Here is a 13,219-nt window from a genome sequence, read left to right as displayed (position 1 = left end):
CTTGTGTAAGCTGCACGGGTTTGTGTGCCGCGTCGGCGCAAGGGCGCGGCCTGGCGGTTTCAGAGAATCACACGAGGAGGGCTTCATGCTCATTGGCGTACCGCTCGAGACGGTGGCGGGCGAGACCCGCGTGGCCGTCACCCCCGAGACGGCCAAGAAACTCAAAGCGCAAGGACACACCGTGCGCGTCCAATCCGGCGCCGGCATCCAAGCATCCGCCCCCGACGAGGCGTACGCGGCCGCTGGCGCCGAGATCGTGGACGCGGCCACGGCCTTGGGCTGCGAGTTGGTGCTCAAGGTGCGTGCCCCCCAGCCCGAAGAACTGGCGTCGATGCGACCTGGCGCCACCTTGGTGGGCATGCTCAACCCCTACGATGCCGAAGGCTTGCAGCGGCTGGCCGCCGCCGGCCTGACCAGCTTTGCACTGGAGGCCGCGCCGCGCACCACGCGCGCGCAGAGCATGGACGTGCTGTCCAGCCAGGCCAACGTGGCCGGCTACAAGGCGGTGATGCTGGCGGCCAACCACTACCAGCGGCTGTTCCCGATGCTGATGACGGCCGCCGGGACGGTCAAAGCCGCGCGTGTGGTGGTGTTGGGCGTGGGCGTGGCCGGTCTGCAGGCCATTGCCACGGCCAAACGTCTGGGCGCGGTGATCGAAGCCTCCGACGTGCGGCCTTCGGTGAAGGAGCAGGTGGAATCCTTGGGGGCCAAGTTCATCGATGTGCCCTATGAAACCGCCGAGGAGCGCGAAGCCGCCGAAGGCGTGGGCGGCTACGCCCGCCCCATGCCGCAAAGCTGGCTGGACCGCCAAAAGGTCGAGGTGGCCAAGCGCGTGGCCCAAGCCGACGTGGTGATCACCACCGCGCTCATCCCCGGGCGCCCCGCGCCGGTGCTGGTGACCGAGGACATGGTCCGGTCGATGAAGCCCGGCTCGGTGATCGTGGACCTGGCCGCCGGCCGGGGCCCACTGGGCCCGCACGGCCAACCCGGCGGCAACTGCCCGCTGACCCAACCCGACCAGGTGATCACGGCGCACGGCGTGACGATCATCGGCCACACCAATCTGCCGGCCTTGGTGGCCGCCGATGCCTCGGCGCTGTACGCACGCAACGTGCTGGACTTCCTCAAACTCATCGTCACCAAGGAAGGCACGCTCCACGTCAACCTCGAAGACGACATCGTGGCGGCCTGCCGCGTGACGCACAACGGCCAGGTGACCCGCTCATGACGACCTTTCCCATGCAGCGCGTGATGCTGCGCGCCAAATTGCACCGCGCCACCGTCACCGAAGCCGACCTGCATTACGAGGGCAGCTGCGGCATCGACGAAGCCTTGATGGAGGCGGCCGACATGCGCGAGTTCGAGCACATCGACCTCTACAACGTCAACAACGGCGAGCGCTTCTCGACCTACATCATCAAGGCCCCGCGCGGCAGCGGCACCATCTCGCTCAATGGCGCAGCCGCCCGCAAAGCCCAGGTCGGCGACTTGCTCATCATCTGCACCTACGCGCCGATGAGCGAAGACCAGGCCCGCGACCACAAACCCCGCGTGGTGCTGCTGGGCGAGGGCAACCGCATCCAAGAGATTCGCCAGTTCTGAGACTTCCCCTCAAGGAGACACCGGCATGGACACGCTCAGTCCGGTCATCATCAACCTGATCATCTTCGTGCTCGCCATCTACGTGGGCTACCACGTGGTGTGGAATGTCACGCCCGCTTTGCACACGCCGCTGATGGCGGTGACCAACGCGATTTCGGCCATCGTGATCGTGGGGGCCATGCTGGCCGCGGCGCTCACCGACACCGGCCTGGGCAAGGCCATGGGCGTGCTGGCCGTGGCGCTGGCCGCCGTCAACGTGTTCGGTGGCTTCCTGGTGACCCGCCGCATGCTCGAAATGTTCAAAAAGAAAGAGAAGAAGGCGTCGAGCACCGGAGGCCAAGCATGAGCATGAACCTCGTCGTGTTGTTGTACCTGGTGGCCAGCGTCTGCTTCATCCAGGCGCTCAAGGGGCTGAGTCACCCCACCACCTCCATCCGCGGCAACGTCTTTGGCATGACGGGGATGGCCATTGCCATCCTCACCACGGCCGCACTCATCGTCGAGACCGCCGGCCGCATGGGCCAACACGGCGCCTCGGGCATGGTGTGGGTGCTGGCCGGCCTGCTGGTGGGCGGCGCCATCGGCACCGTGATGGCCCAGCGGGTGGAGATGACCAAGATGCCCGAGCTGGTGGCCTTCATGCACAGCATGGTGGGCTTGGCCGCCGTCTTCATCGCAGTGGCCACGGCCGTGGAGCCCTGGGCCTTTGGCATCACCGCCAAGGATGCCGCCATTCCCACGGGCAACCGGCTCGAACTGGGCCTGGGCGCGGTCATCGGCGCCATCACCTTCAGCGGCTCGGTCATCGCCTTTGGCAAGCTCAGTGGCAAGTACAAGTTCCGCCTGTTCCAAGGCGCGCCGGTGGTGTTTTCGGGTCAGCACCTGCTCAATCTGGTCTTGGGCCTGGCGATGCTGGCCTTGGTGGGGGTTTATACCGCCACACAGAATCCGGCCGCACTGTGGGTGTCGATCGCGCTGGCCTTCGCGCTGGGCGTGCTCATCATCATCCCGATCGGCGGGGCGGACATGCCGGTGGTGGTGTCCATGCTCAACAGCTACTCGGGCTGGGCCGCGGCGGGCATCGGCTTCTCGCTCAACAACCCCATGCTGATCATCGCCGGCTCGTTGGTGGGCAGCTCCGGTGCGATCCTGAGCTACATCATGTGCAAAGCGATGAACCGCTCGTTCATCAACGTGATCCTGGGCGGCTTCGGCGGCGATGCCTCGGCCGCTGCGGCCTCGGGCCAGCCGCAGCGCACGGTCAAGAGCGGCAGCCCCGAAGACGCGGCCTTCATCCTGAGCAATGCCGAAACCGTCATCATCGTGCCCGGCTACGGCCTGGCGGTGGCGCGCGCGCAGCATGCGGTCAAGGAGCTGGCCGACAAGCTCACCCACAAGGGCGTGACGGTGAAGTACGCCATCCACCCGGTGGCCGGACGCATGCCGGGGCACATGAACGTGCTGCTGGCCGAAGCCGAAGTCCCCTACGACCAAGTCTTCGAGATGGAAGACATCAATGGCGAGTTCGGCCAGGCCGACGTGGCCATCGTGCTGGGTGCCAACGACGTGGTCAACCCCGCGGCGCTGCAAAAAGGCAGCCCGATCTACGGCATGCCCATCCTGGAGGCCTACAAGGCCAAGACCGTGATCGTCAACAAGCGCAGCATGGCCGCAGGCTACGCCGGCCTGGACAACGAGCTCTTCTACATGGACAAAACCATGATGGTCTTTGGCGACGCCAAGAAGGTCGTGGAGGAGATGGTCAAAGCGATCGAGTGAAACCCCAGGGCTGCCATGGCTACTCACCGGCCGCTGCCCCACCGCGGGCCGCCCGCCGGATGACTCGGCGCCGCCTTGACCATCCGCGTTTCCCATGAAACCACGATGGGCCCAAACCTTGCATGCTTGAGGTCTGGCCTGCCCACGAGGCCGGCCTGAACCTCGCCAGCCACTGGCGACTGCGCCACAGCGGTGCAGTCGCTTCCATGTCAAGAAAGGGTGATCGAGATGAAGACACGTTGGATCCACGGCCTTGCCGTCGCCGCCATGGCACTGCCCGCGCTGCTGCCGCTGTCCGCATCGGCCGGGCCGACGCTGGATGCCGTCAAGTCGCGCGGGACACTGCGCTGCGCCGTCAACAGCGGCCTACAAGGCTTCTCCGCCCCAGACGCACAGGGCCGCTGGACCGGCCTGGACGTGGACTTCTGCCGCGCCGTGGCCGCCGCGATCCTGAACGACCCCAACAAGGTGCAGTTCGTCCCCACCACGACGCAAAACCGCTTCACGGTGTTGCAATCGGGTGAGGTGGACATCCTCTCGCGCAACACCACCTGGACTTCCTCGCGCGACTCGACGCTGGGCTCGGTGTTCGCCGGCACCTGGTTTTATGACGGCCAGGGCTTCATGGTGAAGAAGTCGGCCAATGTGAAGAACGCCTCGCAGCTCAACGGCGCCACCATTTGCGTACAGCCTGGCACCACCACCGAGCTGAACCTGAGCGACTACTTCCGCAGCAAGCGCATGAGCTTCAAGCCGGTGGTCATCAGCGACCTGGCGCAGATCCAACAGGCCTTCTTCGCCGGGCGCTGCGACGTGTTCACCACCGACATCTCGGGCCTGGCCGCCACCCGTCTGGCCGCGCCGAACAAAGACGAGCTGGTGATCCTGCCCGAGGCCATCTCCAAGGAGCCGCTGGGGCCGATGGTGCGGCGTGGCGACTGGGAATTCTTCACCATCGTGAAGTGGACCTTGTTCGGCCTGATCGAAGCCGAGGAGTACGGAGTCACCTCGTCCAACGTGGACAAGCTCAAGGCCGAATCCAAAGACCCGCAGGTGCAGCGCATCGTTGGTGTCTCCGGCGACGTGGGCAAGGGCCTGGGGCTGGACAACGACTGGCTGGTGCGCGCGATCAAGGCCGTGGGCAACTATGGCGAGATCTACCAGCGCAACATCGGCCCGCTGGGCTTGGAGCGAGGCCAAAACGCGCTGTGGAAGGATGGCGGCCTGATGTACGCGCCGCCGCTGCGCTGACCCGGACAGCCACCTGCCGGACGGCGGCTTGCTGGCGCGGGCCGCCTCGCATCGGCAGCTGCCCATCGCCTTCGAGAGGTCGACGCACCGATGTTCAGCAACGAACGTGTCCGCGGCATCGTCTATCAAGTGCTGCTGCTGGCTGCCGTGGTGGGCGTAGGCTGGTACCTGGTGTCCAACACCTTGCACAACCTGTCCACGCGGCAGATCCAAGTGGGCTTTGGCTTCCTCGACCGTGAGGCCGGCTTCGAGATCGCCGAGACCCTGATCACGTACGACGCCACCCACACCTATGCGCGAGCCTTCACGGTGGGCCTGCTCAACACCCTGAAGGTGGCGGCCCTGGGCATCGTGTTGGCCACGGTGCTGGGCACCTTGATCGGCATCGCCCGGCTGTCGAGCAACTGGCTGTTGGCGCAGCTGGCCTCGGGCTACGTGGAGGTGATGCGCAACGTGCCGCTGCTGCTACAGCTGTTCGTGTGGTATGGCCTGTTCACCGAACTGCTGCCGCCGGTGCGCGAGGCCCTCGTGCTGGGCGACTGGTTCTTCGCCACGCAACGCGGCTTCTGGTTCGCCTGGCCGGCCGAACATCCGGCCTGGTCGGCCGCAGGCTGGGCGCTGTTGGTCGGCATCGGTGCGTCCTGGGTCTGGCACGCCATGGCGGCCCGCCATCAGCGGCTCACGGGGCAACGCTGGCCGGTGGGCTGGGTCAGCGCGGGCCTCATCCTGGGGCTGCCGGTGCTCGTGTGGGCCCTCATGGGCGCCCCCACGGCGATGGACGTGCCCACCGTCGGCGGCTTCAGCCTGCAAGGCGGACGCTCGATCTCGCCGGAGTTCACCGCCTTGCTGCTGGGGCTGTCCACCTATACCGCCGCCTTCGTGGCCGAGGTGGTGCGTGCAGGCATCCTGGCGGTGGACCGTGGCCAGACCGAGGCGGCGCAAGCCTTGGGCCTGAATGCCGGACAGCGCCTGCGCCTGGTGACACTGCCGCAAGCCCTGCGCGTCATCATCCCGCCGATGACCAGCCAGTACCTGAACCTGACCAAAAACTCCTCGCTGGCCGTGGCCATCGGCTATCCCGACCTGGTGGCCGTGGCCAACACCACGATGAACCAGACCGGGCAGGCCATCGAGGCCATCGCGATCTTGATGGCGGTGTACCTGTCGATCAGTCTGGCGATCTCGCTGTTCATGAACTGGTACAACGAGCGCGTCAAGCTCGTGGAGCGATGAGGACGGCCATGGACAAGACCTTGGAGGCCCGCCATCCTTCGTCGCCCCCGCCCCAGCGCAGCCTGGGCCCGTGGGCCTGGATGCGCGACAAGCTCTTTTCCACCCCGCTCAATACCGTCATCACGATCGCGACGCTGGCCCTGCTGGCCTGGGTGCTGCCCAAGGTGCTGAGCTGGGCCGTGTTCGAGGCGGTGTGGGGCCCTGCGCCGCTCGAACGATGCCAGGCCGCACGTGGCCAAGGCGCATGCTGGGCCGTGGTGTGGGAGAAGTTCCATTTCATGATGTTCGGCGTCTACCCCTACGAAGAAAGCTGGCGGGCGGCGCTGGCCATCGGGGTGATGTGCGGCTTGTTGATCGTCTCGGCGCTGAAGCGCTTCTGGAATGCCTGGCTGATCCTGATCTGGGCGCTGGGCCTGGCGCTGACCTTTTGGCTGATGGGCGGCGGCCTGGGGCTGGCGCCCGTGCGCGCCGAGCAGTGGGGCGGCCTGCCAGTGACGCTGATCTTGTCGATCTTTGGCATTGGCTTGGCCTTTCCGCTGGGCGTGCTGCTGGCGCTCGGCCGGCGTTCGAAGCTGCCGCTGATTCGCGCCTTTTCGGTGATCTACATCGAGGTGATTCGTGGCGTGCCGCTCATCACGGTGCTGTTCATGGCCTCGGTGATGTTCGCGCTGTTCCTGCCCGAGGGCCTGCGCATCGAGCAACTCGTGCGCGCCCAGGTGGCCATCATCCTGTTCGTGGCGGCCTACCTGGCCGAGGCGGTGCGCGGCGGCCTGCAGGCCGTGCCCAAAGGTCAGTATGAGGCGGCCGAGGCCTTGGGGCTGCCCTATTGGAAGATGATGGGGCTCGTCATCCTGCCGCAGGCGTTGCGCCTGTCGATCCCGCCCATCGTCAACAGCTTCATTTCGCTGTTCAAGGACACCTCGCTGGTGGTGATCATCGCCATCTACGACTTCGCCTACGCGGTGAAGAAGTCCGTCGAAACCGATTTCAGCTGGAAGCCTTTCTTCATCGAGGCCTTCCTGTTCTCGATCCTCATCTACTGGATCTTCTGCTACGCGATGTCGAAATACAGCCAATGGCTGGAGCGCGACCTCGCCCGCGGCCATACGCGTTGAGGTTCATTTCGGAGACCCACAGACATGGCAGAGGCTGTCCCCCAGACATCGGCCGCCGGCACGGTGGCCATTCGCATCGAAGGCTTGAACAAGTGGTACGGCGACTTCCATGTGCTGAAGAACATCGACCTGGAAGTGGCCAAGGGCGAGCGCATCGTGATTTGCGGCCCCTCGGGTTCGGGCAAGTCCACGCTGATTCGCTGCATCAACCGGCTGGAATCGCATCAACAAGGCCGCATCGTCGTCAACGGCGTGGAGCTGACCGACGATCTGAAAAACATCGACGCCATCCGCTCCGACGTGGGCATGGTGTTCCAGCACTTCAACCTGTTCCCGCACCTGACCGTGCTGGACAACTGCACGCTGGCGCCGATCTGGGTGAAGAAGCTGCCGCGCGCCCAGGCCGAGGCCACCGCACGGCATTTCCTGGCGCGCGTGCGCATCGCCGAGCAGGCCCACAAATACCCCGGGCAGCTCTCCGGCGGCCAGCAACAGCGCGTGGCGATTGCGCGCGCGCTGTGCATGAACCCGTCGATCATGCTGTTCGACGAGCCCACCTCGGCGCTGGACCCGGAAATGGTCAAAGAAGTGCTCGACACCATGATCGACCTGGCCCGCGAAGGCATGACCATGCTGTGCGTGACGCACGAGATGGGCTTTGCGCGCGCCGTGGCCGACCGGGTGATCTTCATGGACGCCGGCGAGATCGTCGAGCAAAACACCCCCGAGGCCTTCTTCAGCCAGCCGCGCAGCGAGCGCGGCCGCCAGTTCCTCAGCCAGATCCTGGACCGCTGAGCCCGCGCCCCACAACGGGGCGCAGCGGGCGGCATCGTCGCCTGGGAGACATCCCGATAGAGGCGCCACTCCAAAACTGTCTAGCGAAACACCCGATAGGGTTCGCGTCAGCCATGCGTCAGAATTCCGGGTTCATTCGGAGGAACCCATGGAAAAAGTCTGGCTGAAGCACTATCCCGAAGGCGTGCCGCATGAGATCAACCCGGACCAGTACCCCTCGCTGGTCGCGCTGCTCGAGGAGAGCTTCACCAAGTACGCCGAGCGTCCGGCCTTCAAGTTCATGGGCAAGACGCTGACCTATGCCCAGCTCGACGAGTACTCGCGCATCTTCGCGGCCTACCTGCAGTCGCTGGGCCTCAGCCAAGGCGACCGCGTGGCCATCATGATGCCCAACGTGCCGCAGTACCCCATCGTGGTGGCGGCCATCTTGCGTGCCGGCTACGTCATCGTCAACGTCAACCCGCTGTACACCGCGCGCGAGCTGGAGCATCAGCTCAAGGATTCCGGCGCCCGCGCCATCGTCATCATCGAAAACTTCGCGCGCACCTTGCAAGAATGCCTGGCCAAGACGCCGGTGCAGCACGTGGTGCTGGCCGCCATGGGCGACCTGCTGGGCTTTCCCAAAGGCGCCCTCGTCAACTATGTGGTGCGCAAAGTGAAAAAACTGGTGCCGGCCTTCGATCTGCCCGGGGCCGTGCGCTTCAATGACGCCATCGCCAAGGGCCGCAGCCTGACCTTGCGCAAGCCCGACATCAAGCCCACCGACATTGCCGTGCTGCAATACACCGGCGGCACCACGGGCGTGAGCAAGGGCGCCGTGCTGCTGCACCGGAACATCATCGCCAACGTGCTGCAGTCCGAAGCCTGGAACGGCCCGGCGCTGAAGAAGATCCCACCGGGCGAGCAGACCGTCACGGTCTGCGCGCTGCCGCTCTATCACATCTTCGCCTTCACGGTGAACATGATGCTGTCCATGCGCATGGGCGGCTGCAACATCCTGATCCCCAACCCGCGTGACATCCCCGCCGTGCTGAAGGAGTTGTCGCAGCACAAGTTCCACAGCTTCCCGGCGGTCAACACCTTGTTCAACGCGCTGGCCAACCATCCCGACTTCGACAAGGTCGATTGGAGCTCGCTCAAGCTCAGCGTGGGCGGTGGCATGGCGGTGCAATCGGCCACGGCCAAGCTGTGGCTGCAGAAGACCGGCTGCCCCATTTGCGAGGGCTACGGCCTGTCGGAAACCTCGCCCTCGGCCAGCTGCAATCCCACCGACAGCACCGAGTTCACGGGCACCATCGGCCTGCCGCTGCCGTCCACCGAGTTCAAGCTGCTCGATGATGAAGGCAACGAAGTGCCCATCGGCACCCCTGGCGAGATTGCCATCCGCGGCCCGCAGGTCATGGCCGGCTACTGGCAGCGCCCGGACGAAACCGCCAAGGTCATGACGCCCGATGGCTTCTTCCGCACCGGCGACATCGGCACGGTGGACGAGCGCGGCTACTTCAAGATCGTCGATCGCAAGAAGGACATGATCCTGGTGTCGGGCTTCAACGTCTACCCCAACGAGGTGGAAGACGTGGTGGCCCAGATGGACGGCGTGCTGGAGGTCGCCGCGGTGGGCGTGCCCGACGAGAAGTCGGGCGAGGCGGTCAAGCTCGTGATCGTCAAGAAGAACCCCGCGCTCACCGAGGCCGACGTGCGGGCCTATTGCGAGCAGAACCTCACCGGCTACAAGCGGCCCAAGGTGATCGAGTTCCGCAGCGAATTGCCCAAGACGCCCGTCGGTAAAATTCTGCGCCGCGAGCTGCGCGACAAGAAGTGAGCTCGTCGGCCCGGTGCGACGGCCGCACCGGGTGATGCATTCCCTGGTTGCGGCGCCGGCCCGTCCGGCGCCGCACTGCTTTTTTTTCAGAGCCCGGCTGCGCTGGCGCGCAGCACCAAGGCGTCGAACCGCTTGTGAGTCTTCCGATGCGCCTGGCCCTCATCGCAGCAATGCGCGAAGAACTGTCGGCCGTGTTGGCCCGCATGCCCGACGAGCAGCGTCAACGGGTCGCCGGCCGCGACTTCTGGGTCGGGCATTGGCACGGTCACGAGATCGTGGCCGTGCTGTCGGGCATCGGCAAAGTGGCCGCGGCCACCACCGCCACGCTGGCCATCCATCGCTTCGGGGCGCAGGCGGTGCTCTTCACCGGTGTGGCCGGCGGTCTGGGGCCGGATGTGCGCGTGGGCGACCTGGTGGTGGCTCGCGAGCTCTTGCAGCACGACATGGACGCCTCGCCGATCTTTCCGCGGCATGAGCTGCCCTTGTACGGCCTGTCGCGTCTGCGCACCGATGCGACGATGAGTCAGCGCCTGCTGGCCGCCGCACGTGCGGTGGCTGCCGAGGCCAGCGGCCTGCTCGGCGCCGACACCTTGGCCACCTTCGGCATCGGAACCCCGGCCGTGCACGAGGGGCTGATCCTCAGCGGCGACCGCTTCGTGTCCACCAGCGCCGAAAGCGCGGCCCTGCGCCGCGAGCTGCCCGACGCGCTGGCCGTGGAAATGGAAGGGGCGGCCGTCGCCCAGGTCTGCCATGACCACGGCTTGCCCCTGGCCGTGCTGCGCATCATCTCCGACCGCGCCGACGACCACGCGGGCGGGGATTTCACCGCCTTCGTGCAGGCGGTGGCCTCGCGCTACTCGGTCGCGCTGCTCGATCGCTACCTGGCCGCCGGCTGATCCTCGCCCCGCATCGAGCCGCTGACCAGATCGAAGCGAAACAGGCGGCACTCGATCGGTCCATTCCACATCGGAATGCGACGGCTCTCCTTCAGGCGCATGCGCGAGGGCAGTTTCATGTCCGGGCTGAGCACCCAGGCCGTCCAGCCGCCGAAATGGCGCTTCCAGTGGGCGGCCAGACGGGGATAGAACTCCTCGGCCATGCCCGTTTGCTCGGCGCTGCGCGCCACGCGACCGCGCGCCTCGATGCGTTCGCCATAGGGTGGATTGAGCATCAGCGTGCGCGCCAAGCCCTCGCTCAGGCGCGGGGCCACACGCTCCAACACATCGCCACCATGGAATTCGATGGCATGGGCCACGCCGGCACGCTGTGCATTGCGGCGCGCGAAATCGACCATGCGAAACGACACGTCGCTGGCCAACACCGGCACCGTCGGCGCATGGATGCGGGCCTGCGCGGCCTGCTTCAGGGCCTGCCACTGGGAGCGCCCTTGCGCGGTGGCAAACGGCGCCAAACGTTCGAACGCGAAGCGGCGTGTGAGCCCCGGGGCGATCCCGCAGGCGATCTGGGCGGCCTCGATGGCAATCGTGCCCGAGCCGCAACAAGGGTCGAGCAAGGCGCCACCGGCCTCGGGCGTGCCACGCCAGCCGGCTGCCGCCAGCATCGCCGCGGCCAGCGTTTCCTTCAGCGGCGCATCACCCTTGTCCTGCCGCCAACCGCGCTTGAACAGTGGCTCGCCCGAGGTGTCGATGTACAGCGTGGCCTCTTGTTCGGTCAGATGCAGCATCACCCGCACATCGGGGCGCTGCCGATCCACGCTGGGGCGCTGGCCGGTGGCCTGGCGCATCGCATCGCACAGGGCATCCTTGATGCGCAAACCGGCAAAGTGCAGGCTGCGCAGCGGCGAGCGTTGGGCCGTCACGTCCACCTTGAAGGTCTGCGCCGGGCTGAGCCACTGCGACCAGTGCACCTGGCGGGCCAGGGCATACAGATCGTCTTCCTGGCGGTACGGGCCCTGCGCCAGCCGCAGCAGCACGCGCTGGGCCAGGCGGCTTTCCAGATTGAGCGTCATCACCGCACGCGCATCACCGCTGAGCGCGATGCCGCCACGTTCGATCGAGCCGTGGGTGTCGGGACCGAGCAAGGCCATCGCCTCCTCGGCCAACCAAGCTTCCACCCCAGCGGCGCAGGGCAAGAACAGGGAATAACTCACAAGGCCTTTCGCAAATTGGCCGGCGCGATCTTCAGCGCCTCGCGGTACTTGGCCACCGTGCGGCGCGCCACCTGGATGCCTTGCTCTTCGAGCATCTGGCTGATCTGGCTGTCCGACAAGGGGCGGGACGGATCTTCGGCGGCGATGAACTGTTTGATCAGCGCGCGCACCGCCGTGCTGGAGGCATTGCCCCCGGCTTCGGTGTTCAACGAGGAGCCGAAAAAGTACTTCAGCTCGAAGGTGCCAAAGGGCGTGGCCATGTACTTGGCCGTGGTCACGCGCGAGATGGTCGACTCGTGCAGGCCCAGCTCGTCGGCGATCTCGCGCAGCACCAGCGGCTTCATCGCGATCTCGCCATGGGTGAAGAAGTTCTTCTGCCGCTCGACGATGGCCTGCGAGACGCGCAAGATGGTGTCGAAGCGCTGCTGGATGTTCTTCATGAACCAGCGCGCCTCCTGCAGCCGCGCGCCCAGGGCCTGGCTGGAGGCGCTGCCACGCTGCTGTCGAAGGGCCTGCGCATACAGGTCGTTGATGCGCAAGCGCGGCATCACCTCGGGGTTGAGCACGGCCTTCCAGCCGCGGCCAGACTTCTGCACGATCACATCGGGCACGATGATGTGGGCCTCGGCCCGCGCAAACGGCCGCCCCGGCTTGGGCTCGCAGGCCACGATGAGGGCTTGCGCCTGCTTGATCAGTTCTTCATCGGCGCCAGTGGCGGCCATCAGCTTTTTCACGTCGCGCCGCGCCAAGGCCTCCAGGTGGCCCTGGCAGATCATCAGCGCGATGATCTGGGCCTCACTGCGCGGCAGGGCACGCAGCTGCAAACACAGGCACTCGGACAAGTCGCGCGCGCCCACGCCCGTGGGCTGCAGGCTGTGCAACCACTTCAGCGCGCAACGCAGCCGCTCCAACAGCTCTTGGCGGGCGTCCTCGTCCTGGCCGGCCAGGTGCGCGGCGATGTCCTCCAGCGAATCGGCGAGATATCCATCGTCGTCGAGCGATTCGATCAACACCTGCACTGCCGCGGCATCTTCGGGCGACAGGCGCATGCCGAGCAACTGCTGGCGCAAGTGGTCCTGCAAACTGATGCCGGGGCTGGCGCGCTCGATCGGGTCGAGCTCCTCGTCGTTGCTGCCGCTGCGGCTGCCCGGCGTCTCGCGGATGCCGTCGAAGTCGTCAGCCTCGGTGCCGTTTTCCCAATCGTCGCGCTCGGTGGCGCCGACCTCCAGCGCATCGAGCCCAGGCGCTTCGGCCGCCTCCAAGCCCTCGCCGGCTTCGGCCTCGGCCTCGCGCTGGCGGGTTGCCGGTGCCTCGGGCAGCAGGGACACGCCCGTCATCGGGTCGCCGTCGTCGTCCTCGGTGTCGAGGAAGGGGTTTTGCTCCAGCATCTGCTCGACCTCCTGGTGCAGTTCGAGCGTGGACAGTTGCAGCAAGCGGATCGATTGCTGCAACTGAGGCGTCAGCGCCAAATGCTGGGACAGGCGAACCTGCAGGGAAGGCTTCATGGCATCT

The 13,219-nt window shown here is 66.2% G+C and carries 12 protein-coding genes; 10 read left to right on the top strand and 2 right to left on the bottom strand.

Going from position 1 to position 13,219, the window contains the following annotated elements:
* Window positions 1–85 precede the first annotated feature (85 nt).
* The 10 genes from CTA01S_RS10885 to CTA01S_RS10840 all read left to right on the top strand — a co-directional run bounded on the left by CTA01S_RS10885 (window position 86) and on the right by CTA01S_RS10840 (window position 10,493).
* Window positions 86–1,228, top strand: a complete 1,143-nt coding sequence (locus CTA01S_RS10885; RefSeq protein ID WP_062195477.1) for a Re/Si-specific NAD(P)(+) transhydrogenase subunit alpha — start codon at window positions 86–88, stop codon at window positions 1,226–1,228.
* Between the two features lie 11 nt (window positions 1,229–1,239).
* Window positions 1,240–1,602, top strand: a complete 363-nt coding sequence (gene panD / locus CTA01S_RS10880; protein WP_026330106.1) for an aspartate 1-decarboxylase — start codon at window positions 1,240–1,242, stop codon at window positions 1,600–1,602.
* 25 nt (window positions 1,603–1,627) lie between these two features.
* Window positions 1,628–1,948: an NAD(P) transhydrogenase subunit alpha part 2 gene (locus CTA01S_RS10875; RefSeq protein ID WP_019560481.1), complete on the top strand. Its 321-nt coding sequence runs from the start codon at window positions 1,628–1,630 to the stop codon at window positions 1,946–1,948.
* On the top strand, window positions 1,945–3,381 hold the full coding sequence (locus tag CTA01S_RS10870; protein WP_019560482.1) for an NAD(P)(+) transhydrogenase (Re/Si-specific) subunit beta: 1,437 nt from the start codon (window positions 1,945–1,947) through the stop codon (window positions 3,379–3,381). Before CTA01S_RS10875 ends, CTA01S_RS10870 begins: the two co-directional genes overlap by 4 nt.
* 228 nt (window positions 3,382–3,609) lie before the next feature.
* Entirely contained in the window at window positions 3,610–4,632 is a 1,023-nt protein-coding gene (locus CTA01S_RS10865) for an amino acid ABC transporter substrate-binding protein (RefSeq protein WP_026330107.1), read from the top strand.
* 90 nt (window positions 4,633–4,722) lie between these two features.
* A complete protein-coding gene (locus CTA01S_RS10860; RefSeq protein ID WP_062195474.1) occupies window positions 4,723–5,865 on the top strand; it encodes an amino acid ABC transporter permease in 1,143 nt (380 codons plus the stop codon).
* A gap of 8 nt (window positions 5,866–5,873) precedes the next feature.
* The gene (locus CTA01S_RS10855; protein WP_062195471.1) at window positions 5,874–6,980 is read left to right on the top strand and encodes an amino acid ABC transporter permease; all 1,107 of its coding nucleotides are present in this window, start codon (window positions 5,874–5,876) and stop codon (window positions 6,978–6,980) included.
* Window positions 6,981–7,004: 24 nt separating this feature from the next.
* Window positions 7,005–7,775 (top strand): amino acid ABC transporter ATP-binding protein, encoded by a 771-nt coding sequence (locus CTA01S_RS10850; RefSeq protein ID WP_019560486.1) that lies wholly within the window; start codon window positions 7,005–7,007, stop codon window positions 7,773–7,775.
* 148 nt (window positions 7,776–7,923) lie between these two features.
* Window positions 7,924–9,597 carry a long-chain-fatty-acid--CoA ligase gene (locus CTA01S_RS10845; RefSeq protein ID WP_062195468.1) on the top strand — a complete coding sequence of 558 codons (1,674 nt, stop codon included), beginning with the start codon at window positions 7,924–7,926 and terminating at the stop codon, window positions 9,595–9,597.
* A gap of 146 nt (window positions 9,598–9,743) precedes the next feature.
* Complete coding sequence (locus CTA01S_RS10840) at window positions 9,744–10,493, top strand: 5'-methylthioadenosine/adenosylhomocysteine nucleosidase (RefSeq protein WP_062195466.1); 750 nt, start codon at window positions 9,744–9,746, stop codon at window positions 10,491–10,493.
* Here CTA01S_RS10840 and CTA01S_RS10835 read toward each other — a convergent pair.
* Together CTA01S_RS10835 and CTA01S_RS10830 are read right to left on the bottom strand one after the other, a co-directional pair.
* Window positions 10,475–11,707, bottom strand: a complete 1,233-nt coding sequence (locus CTA01S_RS10835; RefSeq protein WP_062195463.1) for a THUMP domain-containing class I SAM-dependent RNA methyltransferase — start codon at window positions 11,705–11,707, stop codon at window positions 10,475–10,477. The genes CTA01S_RS10840 and CTA01S_RS10835 overlap by 19 nt on opposite strands.
* Window positions 11,704–13,212: an RNA polymerase factor sigma-54 gene (locus tag CTA01S_RS10830; RefSeq protein ID WP_019560491.1), complete on the bottom strand. Its 1,509-nt coding sequence runs from the start codon at window positions 13,210–13,212 to the stop codon at window positions 11,704–11,706. Before CTA01S_RS10830 ends, CTA01S_RS10835 begins: the two co-directional genes overlap by 4 nt.
* Between the last annotated feature and the right edge of the window lie 7 nt (window positions 13,213–13,219).

The organism is Caldimonas taiwanensis NBRC 104434, from assembly GCF_001592165.1.
GTDB classification, from domain to species: Bacteria; Pseudomonadota; Gammaproteobacteria; order Burkholderiales; family Burkholderiaceae_C; genus Caldimonas; species Caldimonas manganoxidans.
Note: the sequence above shows the minus strand (reverse complement) of the source record. Positions and strands in the feature narration are given on the sequence as shown.

Bases quoted from the DNA above. Each gene is read 5' to 3' on its own strand.
- CTA01S_RS10845 (WP_062195468.1), top strand. From the start codon at position 7,924: ATGGAAAAAGTCTGGCTGAAGCACTATCCCGAAGGCGTGCCGCATGAG.
- CTA01S_RS10840 (WP_062195466.1), top strand. From the start codon at position 9,744: ATGCGCCTGGCCCTCATCGCAGCAATGCGCGAAGAACTGTCGGCCGTG.
- CTA01S_RS10830 (WP_019560491.1), bottom strand. From the start codon at position 13,212: ATGAAGCCTTCCCTGCAGGTTCGCCTGTCCCAGCATTTGGCGCTGACG.
- CTA01S_RS10850 (WP_019560486.1), top strand. From the start codon at position 7,005: ATGGCAGAGGCTGTCCCCCAGACATCGGCCGCCGGCACGGTGGCCATT.
- CTA01S_RS10860 (WP_062195474.1), top strand. From the start codon at position 4,723: ATGTTCAGCAACGAACGTGTCCGCGGCATCGTCTATCAAGTGCTGCTG.
- panD (WP_026330106.1), top strand. From the start codon at position 1,240: ATGCAGCGCGTGATGCTGCGCGCCAAATTGCACCGCGCCACCGTCACC.
- CTA01S_RS10885 (WP_062195477.1), top strand. From the start codon at position 86: ATGCTCATTGGCGTACCGCTCGAGACGGTGGCGGGCGAGACCCGCGTG.
- CTA01S_RS10855 (WP_062195471.1), top strand. From the start codon at position 5,874: ATGGACAAGACCTTGGAGGCCCGCCATCCTTCGTCGCCCCCGCCCCAG.
- CTA01S_RS10875 (WP_019560481.1), top strand. From the start codon at position 1,628: ATGGACACGCTCAGTCCGGTCATCATCAACCTGATCATCTTCGTGCTC.
- CTA01S_RS10870 (WP_019560482.1), top strand. From the start codon at position 1,945: ATGAGCATGAACCTCGTCGTGTTGTTGTACCTGGTGGCCAGCGTCTGC.
- CTA01S_RS10865 (WP_026330107.1), top strand. From the start codon at position 3,610: ATGAAGACACGTTGGATCCACGGCCTTGCCGTCGCCGCCATGGCACTG.